Below are 13,169 nucleotides of genomic sequence, written 5' to 3' on the forward strand. Positions count from 1 at the left end.
CGTGACGGTCGTCCTGATCGGCGCGCCCGGCGCGGGCAAGACCACGGTCGGACGTCGTCTGGCGAAGGCCCTCGGGCTGCCGTTCACGGACACCGACCGCGCCGTCGTCGACGCGCACGGCTCGATCGCCGACATCTTCCGCGACCACGGGGAGGCGCGCTTCCGCGCGCTCGAGCGGGCCGCGGTGGCCGACGCCCTCGCGGGTGGCGGCGTCGTGTCCCTCGGTGGGGGAGCCGTGCTCGATGCGGACACCCGGGCCGACCTCGCGCCGGCCCTCGTCGTGCTGCTGACCGTCAGCGAGCACGCCGTCCGGGCGCGGATCCGCGGCGACGACCGCCCGCTCGTCGACGGCCTCGAGAGCTGGCGCCGCATCGTCGCCGACCGCGAGGAGCTGTACCGCTCGCTCGCCGACCTGACCATCGACACCTCCGACCGCCCGCTCCCGCGCATCGTCCGCGAGATCGAGCGCTTCGCCCGGGAGAGGCAGCCATGACCGACAAGAACGCGCCCGAGACCGCCCGCCCCGCCGACCCGTCCGCCGCGCCCGCCGCCGCCGAGCCCGACGCGGCCACGGTGATCCGCGTCTCCGGCACCCCCGGCTACGACGTGACCGTCGGCCGGGGCCTCGTGCAGGGGATCGGCGCGCTGCTCGGCCCGCGGGTGCGGAAGGTGCTCATCGTGCACGCCCCGGCCCTCGCCGAGGAGGCGTCGCGCCTCCGGGAGCGCCTGCAGGGCGACGTGGAGGTCTACCTCGCCGAGGTGCCGGACGCGGAGGGCGCGAAGCGCGTCGAGGTCGCGGCGTTCTGCTGGAAGATCATGGGCACGACCGACTTCACGCGCTCCGACGCCGTCATCACGCTCGGCGGCGGCGCGACGACCGACCTCGGCGGCTTCGTCGCGGCCACCTGGCTGCGCGGGGTCATGCTCATCCAGGTCCCGACCACGGTGCTCGCCATGGTCGACGCGGCCGTCGGCGGGAAGACCGGCATCAACACCTCCGAGGGCAAGAACCTCGTCGGCGCCTTCTACGCGCCGACCGCCGTGGTGGTGGACCTCGACCTGCTGGCCACCCTGCCGCGCAACGAGATCGTCACGGGCTTCGCGGAGATCGTCAAGGCCGGCTTCATCGCCGTGCCCGAGATCCTCGACGTCATCGAGGCCGACGTGGCGCGCGTCACCGACACCACGAGCCCCGAGTTCCGCCGCGTCGTCGAGCTCGCCATCGCCATGAAGGCGGAGGTCGTCGGCGAGGACTTCACGGAGAAGGGCCGCCGCGAGATCCTCAACTACGGCCACACGCTCGGCCACGCCATCGAGCACGCCGAGCGCTACCGGTGGCGGCACGGCGCGGCGGTCGCGGTCGGGATGGTGTTCGCCGCGGAGCTCTCGCGCCTCACGCGCTCGCTGTCCGACGAGGCGGTCGACCGGCACCGGCGGATCCTCGACTCGCTCGACCTGCCGACCAGCTACCCCGTGGGCCGCTGGCCCACGCTCGTCGCCAGCATGAAGCGCGACAAGAAGGCCCGCGGCGACATGATGCGATTCATCGTGCTCGACGGCGTCGGCCGGGCCAGCGTGCTCAACGGCCCGGAGGAGGCGCTGCTGTTCGCGGCCTACCAGGAGATCGGCTCGTGACGGATCCCGCGCATCCGGACGCGCCGCGGCCCGTCGCGCTGGTCACGGGCGTCGGCCGCGTCTCCGGCATCGGGGCGGCAATCGCCGAGGACCTCGCGCTCGGCGGCTGGGATGTCGCCTTCACGTACTGGTCGGACTACGACGCCCGCATGCCGTGGGGCCGTCAGCCGGAGGACCCGGCGCGCGTCGCCGAGGCCGTGGAGCGCGCGGGCGGCCGGGCGCACGCCGTCGAGGCGGACCTCGTGGACACGGACGCCGCGGAGCGGATCCTCGACGAGGTCGAGCGGGAGCTCGGGCCGCTCACCGCCCTCGTGCTGAGCCACGCCGAGTCGGTCGACAGCGCCCTGCTGGAGACCAGCGTGGAGAGCCTGGACCGCCACCTGGCCGTGAACGTGCGGGCGTCGCTCCAGCTCGTCCAGGGCTTCGCCCGCCGGTACCGCGCGGTGCCGGGTGCCGGGCGCATCGTCGCGCTCACGAGCGACCACGTCGTCGGCAACGTGCCCTACGGCGCCAGCAAGGCCGCGCTCGACCGCATCGTCATCGCAGCCGCCCGCGAGCTGGAGGACGTGAGGATCACCGCCAACCTCGTCGATCCCGGGCCCACCGACACGGGCTGGTTCACACCGGAGATCCGCGAGAGCCTGCGGGAGACGACGCCGCGCGGACGGCTCGCCGAGCCCCGCGACGCCGCGGCGCTCGTGTGCTTCCTCCTGTCGGCGGAGGGCGGCTGGATCAACGGGCAGCGCATCCGCTCCGACGGCGGCCAGAGCGTCGGCTGAGCCGCACGCATCCCGAGGGCGGCCTCCGACCATCGCGGCGGCCGGTGCGCACGACGTAAGCACCGATGCCGGCGGACGATCAGCACCTCCTCTCCCCGAGCGCGCTGACCGGTCTCCTCGCGCAGCCGCAGGGAAGGGGACGGGGGCACGTGCCGCGAGCGGGGATCGCGGCTCCGGCGCTCCTCACGGAGGCAGCCGTGCGCCGCAGGTGGCGTCGCGTGCCCGGGGCTGGGATCACGGTCGGCGTCGGCAGACGGGAGCCGCACCCCGTCGGGGCGCTCCTGCTCCTCGCTGCTGCGCTGCCGGGCCACCGCCCTGCGAGGAGGCGCCGTCCCGCGGGGCCGGGTCCCGGGAGCGCCCCTAGGCTGGATCCATGTCACGCGTGCTCGTCCTCAACGGTCCCAACCTCGGTCGCCTCGGCAGCCGCGAGCCCGACGTCTACGGCACCGGGTCGCTGGAGGACCTCCGCCGCGAGCTCGTCGCCTTCGCGCCCGACGACGTCGAGATCGACCTGCGGCAGACCGACGACGAGGCGACGCTCATCGGCTGGCTGCACGAGGCCGTCGACACCGCGACGCCCGTGATCATGAACCCGGCCGCCTTCACGCACTACTCGTACGCGCTCCGCGACGCCACGGCGCTCGTCACCAAGGCCGGCCTCCTGCTCATCGAGGTGCACATCTCGAACCCGCACGCGCGCGAGGAGTTCCGCCACCAGAGCGTCATCTCGCCCGTCGCCACGGGCGTCATCGCGGGCCTCGGGACGGGCTCGTACCTCCTGGCGCTCGCGCACGTGGTGACCGGCACCCGTTAGGCTGATCCCTCGGATCCCCGCACGCGCCCCGTCGGGCCGCGGATCCGGATCCTCCGCGCGGCCGCTCGACCGCCGCATCCCGCTCGTCGAACAGGCAAGGACCCTCCCCGCATGGCCTCTACCGCTGACATCAAGAACGGCGTCGTCCTCAACATGGACGGCCAGCTGTGGACCGTCATCGAGTTCCAGCACGTCAAGCCGGGCAAGGGGGGCGCGTTCGTGCGCACCAAGGTCAAGAACGTCATGAGCGGCAAGGTCGTCGACCGCACGTTCAACGCGGGCGCCAAGATCGAGACCGAGACGGTCGACCGCCGCGACTTCCAGTACCTCTACGCCGACGGCGAGAACTTCGTGTTCATGGACACGAGCGACTACGACCAGATCACGCTGTCCGCCGCGCAGGTCGGCGACGCGAAGAACTTCATGCTCGAGAACCAGAGCGTCACCGTCGCGCTCCACAACGGCGAGGGGCTCTACGTCGAGCTGCCCGCGTCGGTCGTGCTGACCATCACGTACACGGAGCCGGGCCTCCAGGGCGACCGCTCGACCGGCGGCACCAAGCCCGCCACGGTCGAGACCGGCCACCAGATCCAGGTCCCGCTCTTCCTCGAGCAGGGCACGCGCGTCAAGGTGGACACCCGCACGGGCGACTACCTCGGCCGCGTCACCGACTGACCCGTGAGCGCACGCACCAAGGCGCGCAAGCGCGCCCTCGACGTCCTGTACGTCGCCGACATCCGCGGGGAGACGATCCCCGCGACCCTCGCGGTAGAGCAGCAGCGGGCCGCCGCGGAGCCCGACCGGCAGGCCTCGTGGCAGTACGCGCGCGAGATCGCCGAGGGCGTCGTCGAGCACCAGGACGAGATCGACGAGCTCATCGAGACGTACTCGGTCAACTGGACCCTCGCCCGCATGCCCGCGGTCGACCGCGCGATCCTGCGCATCGGCATCTGGGAGATCCTCTTCAACGCCGACGTGCCCGACGGCGTCGCCATCTCGGAGAGCGTCGACCTCGCGTCGTCGCTCAGCACGGACGAGTCCGCGTCGTTCGTGAACGGCATGCTCGCCCGGATCGCGGCCGCGCAGGCCTGACCCGGCCGGGAGGGCGTCGGCGGCTGTGCCGCGTCGTCCTCCGCGCCACGTCGTCCAGGGCCGCGGCCCGCGTCCGTCGGCGGCTCGAGGCCCGGTGCCGCCTCGTCGGAGCACACCGCCGGCGGTGCATTACGTCGCGTGTCGTCCCGCGACGGCGTGTGACGGGACGTGATCCGGCCGGCGGCGCCGCGCCCTAGCGTCGGGTCATGCCCGCCACCGCCTCCGCCTCGCGCCCCGACCCGGCGTCGCCCGCGCCGGCCGCGCCGCCCGCGCCGGCCCCGTCACGTGCGCCGACCGCGACCGCTCCCGCACCGGGCTCCGCGGGCGCCGTCGAGCTCCGGGGGATCGGCCGGTCCTTCCCCGTAGAGGGCTCCCGCGCGCGACGGACCGTCCTCCGCGACGTCGACCTGGACCTCGCGGCCGGCGACGTCGTGGCCGTCCTCGGGCCGTCCGGCTGCGGCAAGTCGACCCTCCTCCGCCAGGTGAGCGGGCTCGACCGCCCCGACACCGGGTCCCTCCGCATCGACGGCACGCCCGTACAGGAGGTCGACCAGCGCTCCGCGGTCGCCTTCCAGGAGCCGCGGCTGCTGCCCTGGCGCACGATCCGCGCCAACGTGCGCCTCGGCCTGCCGCGCGACGTGCCGCGTGCGGAGGGGGACGCCCGCGTGCGCGACCTGCTGGAGCTCACGGGACTCGCCGAGGCCGCCGACCTCCGCCCCCGCCAGGTGTCCGGCGGCATGGCGCAGCGCGCCTCCCTCGCCCGCGCGCTCGCCCGACGGCCGCGCGTCCTCGTGCTCGACGAGCCATTCGGCGCCCTGGACGCCCTCACCCGGCTCCGGATGCAGGACCTCCTGCTCGACGTGCACGCCGCCATCCCGACCACGGTCCTCCTCGTCACGCACGACGTCGACGAGGCGCTCCACCTCGCCGACCGCGTGGTGCTGCTCGGACCCGACCCCGCTCCCGGTGCCGCACCGGGCGCGACCGTGCGCCGCGTGCTCGAGGTGCCGGGATCCCGGCCCCGCGACCGCGGCGACGCCACCCTCGCCGCCCTCCGCGCCGAGCTGCTCGAGGGGCTCGGCGTGCCCGGCCACCGCACGGCCCGCTGACGCGCCGCCGCGCACCGGCTCCCGCACGCCGTGCAGCGTCCGCCCGGGCTCCGCTCCGGACGGGACCCGCACCGCCCCAGCACACCCCGCACATCCGCACGTTCCGCACCACCCGACCCGCCGCCCGCGCGATCCCCGCCGGCACAGCACCCGAGGACCCACCGTGACCCGTCTCCCGCTCCGCAGATCCGCCCTCCCGTCCCTCGCGCTCGCGAGCGCCGCCGTGATGCTCCTCGCGGGCTGCGCCGCCGGGGAGGGCTCGTCCGTCGCCCCCGCCGCCGCCGCCTCCGCGGACCCGGCCGGCTGGAGCGCCGACACGCTCACCGTCGACTGGGCCACCTACAACCCGCTGAGCCTCATCGTGAAGGACCAGGGCCTCCTCGAGGCACGCCTCGGATCCGACGTGCAGGTCGACTGGGTGCAGTCCGCTGGCTCGAACAAGGCCAACGAGCTCCTCCGCGCCGGTGCCGTCGACGTCGGCTCCACCGCCGGGTCCGCCGCGCTCCTCGCCCGGGCGAACGGGTCGCCCATCCGCACGATCGACGTGTACTCGCAGCCCGAGTGGACCGCGATCGTCGTGCCGGAGGGCTCGCCGATCACGAGCGTCGACCAGCTGCGCGGCGCCGACATCGCCGCCACGAAGGGCACCGACCCCTACTTCTTCCTGCTGCAGACGCTCGAGGAGGCCGGCATCCCCGTGTCCGACGTGACCATCCAGAACCTCCAGCACGCCGACGGCCGCGCCGCGCTCGAGAACGGCTCCGTCGACGCGTGGTCCGGGCTCGACCCGCTCATGGCCGCGAGCCAGGCGGAGGCGGGCTCGACGCTCCTGTACCGCAACGTCGACTTCGCGACCTACGGGTTCCTCAACGCCACCCAGTCGTTCCTCGACGCGTCGCCCGACCTCGCGCAGGCGGTCGTCGACGCGTACGAGGAGGCCCGCGCCTGGGCGGTGGAGCACCCGGACGAGACCGCGGCGATCCTCGCGGAGGCCGCCGCCATCGACCCCGCCGTCGCGTCCACCGTCATCGACCGGACCAACCTCGGCGTCGACCCCGTCCCCGGCGACGCCCAGCGCGCCGTGCTCGAGCGCGTCGGCCCGATCCTCGTCGAGTCCGGCGACGTCCCCGACCAGGCGCGGGTCGACACGGCGCTCGACGAGCTGTTCGAGCCGCAGTACGCGGAGTCCGCGGACGCCGGCGCCGTGGCGGCCGGATGACCGCCCTCGGCACGGCTCCGCGCGCGGACGCGGCCGTCGAGGAGGGCGGGGCCGCGCGGCCGGCGACCCGCCGCACCGCGGGCGGCGCCCTCGTGCGCACGGCCGTCGGCGCCGTCGTCCCGCTCCTGGTCGTCGGGCTCTGGGCGGTGGTCACCGCCACCGGCGCCGTCCCCGCCCACCTGCTGCCCGCGCCGCTCGACGTGGTGCGGGCGGGGGGCCAGCTCGCCGAGCAGGGGATCCTCGGCCAGTACGTCGCCATCTCCCTGCAGCGCGTGCTCCTCGGGTTCGCCCTCGGCGCGACGGTGGGCCTCGTGCTCGGTGCCGTGGTGGGCCTCTCCCGCATCGGCCGGCTCCTCCTCGCCCCGACCGCCGGCGCCTTCCGCACCGTCCCGTCGCTCGCGTGGGTGCCGCTGCTCCTGCTCTGGATGGGGATCAACGAGGACTCCAAGGTCACCCTCGTGGCGATCGGCGCCCTGTTCCCCGTGTACACGACCGTCGCCGGGGCGCTCCGGCACGTGGACCCGCACCTCGTGGAGGTGGGGCGCGCGTTCGGGCTGCGCCGGATCCCGCTCCTCGTCACCGTGCAGCTGCCCGCCGTGCTCCCGGCCGTCGTCTCCGGCCTCCGGCTCGCCCTCGCGCAGTCGTGGCTGTTCCTCGTCGCCGCGGAGCTGCTCGCCGCCTCGATGGGGCTCGGCTACCTGCTCACGGAGTCGTCGAGCAACGGCCGCGTGGACCGGGTGCTCCTCGCCATCGTCCTCCTCGCCGTGCTGGGCGCGATCACCGACGCCGTCGTGGGTGTCGTCGAACGCGTGCTCGTGCGCCGCTGGGGCTGACGCCGGCAGCGCCTCGCGCGCCGTGTGTCCCCGCGTGACGATCCCGGTTCGGGTCCTCCGCGGGGGCGCACGTAGCGTCGTCGCATGACCTCCCCGCGCACCGAGCAGGCCGCCGCCACCCCCCTGGACCCCTCGGACGGCGACGCCGCGACCGCGGGCCCGGCCTCGTTCCCGCCGCCCGCCGCGCTCGCCGCGTCGGCCAACGTCGGCGCGGAGGCGTACGCGCGCGCGGAGTCCGACCCCGTCGCCTTCTGGGAGGAGGCCGCCCGCCGCCTCGACTGGGAGACGCCCTGGCAGACGGCGCACACCTGGGTCCCGCCCGTCGCCGAGGACGGCACCCCGCAGGTCCCCGCGGCCACCTGGTTCGCCGGCGGCCGCCTGAACGTCGCCGCCAACTGCGTCGACCGGCACGTGGCCGCGGGGCGCGGCGACAGGGTCGCGCTGCACTTCGAGGGCGAGCCCGGCGACCGCCGCGCCGTCACGTACCGCGACCTCCAGGAGGAGGTCGCGCGCGCCGCGAACGCGCTGACCGCCCTCGGCATCGGCCCCGGCGACCGCGTGGTCATCTACCTGCCCGTGCTCGTCGAGACCGTCGTCGCGACCCTCGCGGTCGCCCGCATCGGCGCCGTGCACTCGCTCGTGTTCGGCGGCTTCTCGGCGGAGGCGCTGCGCTTCCGCGTGGAGGACACGGGCGCCCGGCTGCTCATCACGAGCGACGGGCAGCACCGGCGCGGAACCGCGGTCGCCACCAAGCCGCAGGCGGACGAGGCCGTCGCGGGCGTCCCGTCCCTCGAGCACGTCCTCGTCGTCCGGCGCACCGGGCAGGACGTGCCGTGGACCGAGGGACGCGACGTCTGGTGGCATGACGCCGTCGGAGCCGCGTCGCCCGTCCACGAGCCCCGCGCCTTCGACGCCGAGCACCCGCTCTTCATCATCTACACCTCCGGCACGACGGGCCGCCCCAAGGGCCTCGTGCACACCTCCGGCGGGTACCTGACCCACGCGTCGTGGGCGCACTGGGCCCACTTCGACGCGAAGCCGGACGACGTGCACTGGTGCACCGCGGACCTGGCCTGGGTCACCGCGCACACCTACGAGATCTACGGGCCGCTGTCCAACGGCCTCACGCAGGTGATCTACGAGGGCACGCCCGACACTCCCCACCGCGGACGGCACCTGGAGATCATCGAGCGCTACGGGGTCACCACGTACTACACGGCGCCCACGCTCATCCGCTCGCTCATGAGCTGGTTCCCCGACGGCGTGGGCGGGCACGACCTGTCCAGCATCCGCCTGCTGGGGTCCGTGGGGGAGGCGATCAACCCGGCCGCGTGGCGCTGGTTCCACCGGGAGGTCGGCGGCGGCGCGGCGCCCGTGGTCGACACGTGGTGGCAGTCCGAGACGGGCGCCGCGGTCATCGCGCCCCTGCCCGGCGCCTCCACGCTGAAGCCGGGCGCCGCGGGTCGCGCGCTGCCCGGGTTCCGGGTCGCCGTGGTCGACGACGACGGGGAGGAGACGGCCGCGGGGGAGCCGGGCCTCCTCGTCATCCAGCGTCCCTGGCCCGGGATGGCCCGCACCGTCTGGGGCGACCCGGACCGCTACCGCAGCGCCTACTGGGAGCGCTTCGCCGACCGCGGCTGGTTCCTCGCCGGCGACGGCGCCCGACGGGACGGCGACGGGGACATCGCGCTCCAGGGCCGCATCGACGAGGTCGTGAACGTCTCCGGCCACCGGCTGTCGACCATCGAGATCGAGTCGGCCCTCGTCGCGCATCCGCGCGTCGGCGAGGCCGGCGTCACGGGCGTCGCCGACGACCTCACCGGGCAGCGCGTGGTCGCGTTCGTGGTGCCGCGCGGCGACGACCGGCCGGCGGACGACGACGCGGAGGGCTGGCGCGCGCTCGCCGCGTCGCTGGGGCCGGAGCTCACGGCGCACGTGGCCCGGGCCATCGGGCCGGTCGCGAAGCCGCGGCGGATGGTGGTGGTGCCGGACGTGCCGAAGACGCGCTCGGGCAAGATCATGCGGCGCCTCCTCGCCGACCTCGTCGAGGGCCGGACGCTCGGGGACGCCACGAGCCTGCAGGACGCCGCCGTCCTCGGCCGCATCCGCGCCGTCCTCGACGCGTCGGACCGCACCCGCTAGAGTGACCCGCGGAACAGACCACCTTTAACATCCGTCCCGAGAGGCGGGGAAGGAGGTCGGATTGCCTCAGCGCATCGTGCTGCAGCCCTCTGACATCACCCGTGCGCTCACGCGCATCGCCCACGAGATCCTCGAGTCGAACCGCGGCCCCGCCGGCCTCCTGCTCCTCGGGATCCCCACGCGCGGCACCGTCCTCGCCGAGCGCATCGGCCGCATCATCGCCCGCCTCGAGCCCGACGCCCCCGCCGACCTGGTGGGCTCGCTCGACGTCACCATGTACCGCGACGACCTGCAGCGGAACCCCACCCGCGCGCCCGCGCCCACGCTCCTGCCCGCGGGCGGCGTGGACGGCCGCACGGTCGTGCTCGTCGACGACGTGCTCTTCTCCGGCCGCACGGTCCGCGCGGCCCTCGACGCGATCGGCGACCTCGGCCGCCCGACGGCCGTGCGCCTCGCCGCGCTGGTGGACCGCGGGCACCGCGAGCTCCCCATCCGCGCCGACTTCGTGGGGAAGAACCTGCCGTCGAGCCTCGCGGAGCGCATCTTCGTGCGGCTCGACGAGATCGACGGCGAGGACGCCGTCGCCATCGAGGGCCCCGACGACGTGCCGGCGCCCGCCGCGGGGGAGGCCGTGTCGTGAGGCACCTGCTCTCCACCCGCGACCTGACCCGCGACGAGGCCGTCCGCATCCTCGACGTCGCGGAGGACATGTCCGACGTGGGCACGCGCGAGATCAAGAAGACGCCGGCGCTCCGCGGCCGCACCGTGGTGAACCTCTTCTTCGAGGACTCGACCCGCACCCGCATCTCGTTCGAGGCCGCCGCCAAGCGGCTCTCGGCGGACGTCATCAACTTCAGCGCCAAGGGCTCGAGCGTCTCCAAGGGCGAGAGCCTGAAGGACACCGCGCAGACCCTGCAGGCCATGGGCGCCGACGGCGTCGTCGTCCGCCACCCGTCCTCCGGCGCGCCGCACACGCTCGCGGGCAGCGGCTGGATCGACGCCGGCATCGTCAACGCGGGCGACGGGACGCACGAGCACCCCACGCAGGCCCTGCTCGACGCGTTCACCATCCGCCGCCGGCTGCACGGCCCGGCTGCCCGGGGGAGGGGCCTCGACGGCGCGCGCGTCCTCATCGTCGGCGACATCCTCCACTCGCGCGTCGCCCGCTCGAACGCGTGGCTCCTCACGACGCTCGGCGCCGAGGTCACGCTCGTCGCCCCGCCGACGCTCGTGCCCGTGGGGGTCGGCTCGTGGCCGGTGACCGTCTGCTACGACCTCGACGCGGCGCTCGTCGAGGGACGGCCGGACGCGGTCATGATGCTGCGCATCCAGGCTGAGCGCATGCGCGCGGCCTTCTTCCCGAACCCGCGCGAGTACGCGCGCATCTGGGGCCTCGACGACGCGCGGCTCGCGCTGCTCGGGCCCGATACGATCGTCATGCACCCGGGGCCCATGAACCGCGGGCTCGAGATATCCGCCGCCGCCGCCGACTCGGAGAGGTCCACGGTGCGCGAGCAGGTCGCCAACGGCGTCTCGGTGCGCATGGCCGTCCTCTACCTCCTGCTGTCCGGCGACGGGAAGGCCGACCGATGACCCAGTACGACATGCCCCAGCACGACACGACCGCGCGCGACGCCCACCTGATCCGCGGCGCGACCCTGCCCTCGGGCGAGCGCGCCGACATCCTCGTCGCCGACGGGCTGATCCGCGAGATCGGGCCCGACCTCGAGGTCCCGGCCGGCGCGCACGTCGTCGAGGCCGACGGGCTCGTGGCGCTGCCCGGCCTCGTCGACCTGCACGTGCACCTGCGTGAGCCCGGCTACGAGCAGAGCGACACGGTGCTCACCGGATCCCGCGCGGCGGCCCTCGGCGGGTTCACGGCGGTCTTCGCGATGGCCAACACCATGCCCGTGCAGGACACCGCCGGCGTGGTCGAGCAGGTCAAGGCGCTCGGCGACGCGGCGGGCTACGCGACGGTGCGGCCCATCGGCGCCGTGTCGGTCGGGCTCGCGGGGGAGTCGCTGGCCGAGATCGGCGCCATGGCGTCGAGCCGCGCCGCCGTCCGCGTCTTCTCCGACGACGGGAAGTGCGTCTCCGACCCGCTCCTGATGCGCCGCGCGCTGGAGTACGTGAAGGCGTTCGACGGCGTCATCGCGCAGCACGCGCAGGACCCGCGCCTCACCGAGGGCGCCACCATGAACGAGGGCGCGCTGTCCGGCGAGCTCGGCATCACGGGCTGGCCCGCGGTCGCCGAGGAGTCGATCATCGCGCGCGACGTGCTGCTCGCCGAGCACGTCGGATCCCGCCTGCACGTCTGCCACGTCTCCACGGCCGGCTCGGTCGACGTGATCCGCTGGGCCAAGGCCCGCGGCGTCGACGTGACCGCCGAGGTCACGCCCCACCACCTGCTGCTCACCGAGGACCTGGTCGCCGGCTACGACGCGCGCTACAAGGTCAACCCGCCGCTGCGCCGCCGCGAGGACGTGGAGGCGCTCCGCCTCGCGCTCGCCGACGGCACCATCGACGTGGTGGCCACCGACCACGCGCCGCACCCCGTCGAGGCGAAGGACTGCGAGTGGGATGCGGCCGCGTTCGGCATGGTGGGCCTCGAGTCCGCGCTGTCGGTCGTCCAGCTCGCGATGGTCGACACGGGCCTGCTCGACTGGCAGGGCGTCGCGCGGGTCATGTCGCACGCCCCCGCGCGCATCGGCCGCCTGGCCGAGCACGGCCACGTCCTCGCGGGCGGCTCCCCGGCCGACATCACCCTGTACGACCCCCGCGCCTCGCGCGTCTTCGGGCGCGACGACCTCGGCGGGCTGAGCGGCAACTCCCCGTACCTGGAGATGACGCTGCCCGGCCGCGTCGTCGCGACCTTCCACCGCGGCTACCCGACCGTGCTCGACGGCGCGCTCGTCGACCGCGGCACGGTCGCGCGCGCCGCGGTCCTCCGCGACCGCGCCGACGCCGACGCGCGCGACGGGTCGGCCTCCGGGGCCCTGGGGAGCCCCGCCGCATGAGCGACCGCCTCGGACCCGCGCTCACCGTGATCGCGCTCCTCCTCCTGCTCCTCGCGCTCATGGCGCTCGGCTGGCGCGCGCGCCGTCGCCGCCAGGGCGCGCTGCCCGAGCCGCCGCGCCCGCCCGCGGGCCTCGGCGCGCCGGCCCTCGAGGTCGACGTGCTGTACGTCGCCACGACCACGGCCGGCCAGCCGCTCGACCGGCTGACCGTCGCGCCCCTCGGCTTCCGCGGTCGCGCCGCGGCCCGGGTCCACGACGCCGGCCTCGTGCTCGCGATCGACGGCGAGCGCGAGGTGCTCCTGCCCGCCGACCGGATCACGGGCTCCGGCCTCGCGACCTACGCCATCGACCGCGTGGTGGAGGAGGGCGGCCTCGTGGCCGTCACCTGGGTCCTCGACGAGGCCGCCCGCACCGAGGTCGACACGTACCTCCGGGTGATCGACCCGCGCGACAAGCCCGCGCTCGTCGACGCCCTCCACCGCATCCCCCGCCCCGCGCACGACGACGACAACGAAGGGAAGTGACCGAC

At 75.0% G+C, this 13,169-nt stretch carries 14 protein-coding genes; all 14 read left to right on the top strand.

Annotated features, from left to right (window positions below):
• Nucleotide 1: 1 nt before the first annotated feature.
• The 14 genes from AC07VC_RS04695 (at nucleotide 2) to AC07VC_RS04760 (ending at nucleotide 13,164) form a co-directional block, all read left to right on the top strand.
• Nucleotides 2-493, top strand: coding sequence for a shikimate kinase (locus AC07VC_RS04695; RefSeq protein WP_317230446.1), 492 nt, complete (start codon nucleotides 2-4; stop codon nucleotides 491-493).
• Nucleotides 490-1,635, top strand: a complete 1,146-nt coding sequence (gene aroB, locus AC07VC_RS04700; RefSeq protein ID WP_494675994.1) for a 3-dehydroquinate synthase — start codon at nucleotides 490-492, stop codon at nucleotides 1,633-1,635. The genes AC07VC_RS04695 and aroB overlap by 4 nt, the downstream gene beginning before the upstream one ends.
• Nucleotides 1,632-2,414, top strand: a complete 783-nt coding sequence (locus AC07VC_RS04705) for an SDR family oxidoreductase (protein WP_317230444.1) — start codon at nucleotides 1,632-1,634, stop codon at nucleotides 2,412-2,414. The genes aroB and AC07VC_RS04705 overlap by 4 nt, the downstream gene beginning before the upstream one ends.
• A gap of 373 nt (nucleotides 2,415-2,787) precedes the next feature.
• Nucleotides 2,788-3,228 carry a type II 3-dehydroquinate dehydratase gene (locus tag AC07VC_RS04710; protein ID WP_494675993.1) on the top strand — a complete coding sequence of 147 codons (441 nt, stop codon included), beginning with the start codon at nucleotides 2,788-2,790 and terminating at the stop codon, nucleotides 3,226-3,228.
• Nucleotides 3,229-3,339: 111 nt separating this feature from the next.
• Nucleotides 3,340-3,903: an elongation factor P gene (gene efp / locus AC07VC_RS04715; RefSeq protein ID WP_086513594.1), complete on the top strand. Its 564-nt coding sequence runs from the start codon at nucleotides 3,340-3,342 to the stop codon at nucleotides 3,901-3,903.
• Between the two features lie 3 nt (nucleotides 3,904-3,906).
• Nucleotides 3,907-4,320, top strand: coding sequence for a transcription antitermination factor NusB (gene nusB / locus AC07VC_RS04720; protein ID WP_317230443.1), 414 nt, complete (start codon nucleotides 3,907-3,909; stop codon nucleotides 4,318-4,320).
• Between the two features lie 206 nt (nucleotides 4,321-4,526).
• Nucleotides 4,527-5,429: an ABC transporter ATP-binding protein gene (locus tag AC07VC_RS04725; protein WP_494675992.1), complete on the top strand. Its 903-nt coding sequence runs from the start codon at nucleotides 4,527-4,529 to the stop codon at nucleotides 5,427-5,429.
• Between the two features lie 163 nt (nucleotides 5,430-5,592).
• On the top strand, nucleotides 5,593-6,648 hold the full coding sequence (locus tag AC07VC_RS04730; protein ID WP_494675991.1) for an aliphatic sulfonate ABC transporter substrate-binding protein: 1,056 nt from the start codon (nucleotides 5,593-5,595) through the stop codon (nucleotides 6,646-6,648).
• On the top strand, nucleotides 6,645-7,481 hold the full coding sequence (locus tag AC07VC_RS04735; RefSeq protein ID WP_494675990.1) for an ABC transporter permease: 837 nt from the start codon (nucleotides 6,645-6,647) through the stop codon (nucleotides 7,479-7,481). The genes AC07VC_RS04730 and AC07VC_RS04735 overlap by 4 nt, the downstream gene beginning before the upstream one ends.
• An 84-nt stretch (nucleotides 7,482-7,565) precedes the next feature.
• Entirely contained in the window at nucleotides 7,566-9,623 is a 2,058-nt protein-coding gene (gene acs / locus AC07VC_RS04740; protein WP_494675989.1) for an acetate--CoA ligase, read from the top strand.
• Between the two features lie 61 nt (nucleotides 9,624-9,684).
• Nucleotides 9,685-10,263, top strand: a complete 579-nt coding sequence (gene pyrR, locus AC07VC_RS04745) for a bifunctional pyr operon transcriptional regulator/uracil phosphoribosyltransferase PyrR (protein WP_494675988.1) — start codon at nucleotides 9,685-9,687, stop codon at nucleotides 10,261-10,263.
• Complete coding sequence (locus AC07VC_RS04750; RefSeq protein ID WP_494675987.1) at nucleotides 10,260-11,216, top strand: aspartate carbamoyltransferase catalytic subunit; 957 nt, start codon at nucleotides 10,260-10,262, stop codon at nucleotides 11,214-11,216. The genes pyrR and AC07VC_RS04750 overlap by 4 nt, the downstream gene beginning before the upstream one ends.
• A gap of 11 nt (nucleotides 11,217-11,227) precedes the next feature.
• A complete protein-coding gene (locus tag AC07VC_RS04755; protein WP_494676569.1) occupies nucleotides 11,228-12,640 on the top strand; it encodes a dihydroorotase in 1,413 nt (470 codons plus the stop codon).
• Nucleotides 12,637-13,164 carry a PH-like domain-containing protein gene (locus tag AC07VC_RS04760; protein ID WP_464169661.1) on the top strand — a complete coding sequence of 176 codons (528 nt, stop codon included), beginning with the start codon at nucleotides 12,637-12,639 and terminating at the stop codon, nucleotides 13,162-13,164. Before AC07VC_RS04755 ends, AC07VC_RS04760 begins: the two co-directional genes overlap by 4 nt.
• Nucleotides 13,165-13,169 lie beyond the last annotated feature (5 nt).

The sequence above is a fragment of the Clavibacter sp. GW821-FHT01D01 genome (assembly GCF_059422605.1).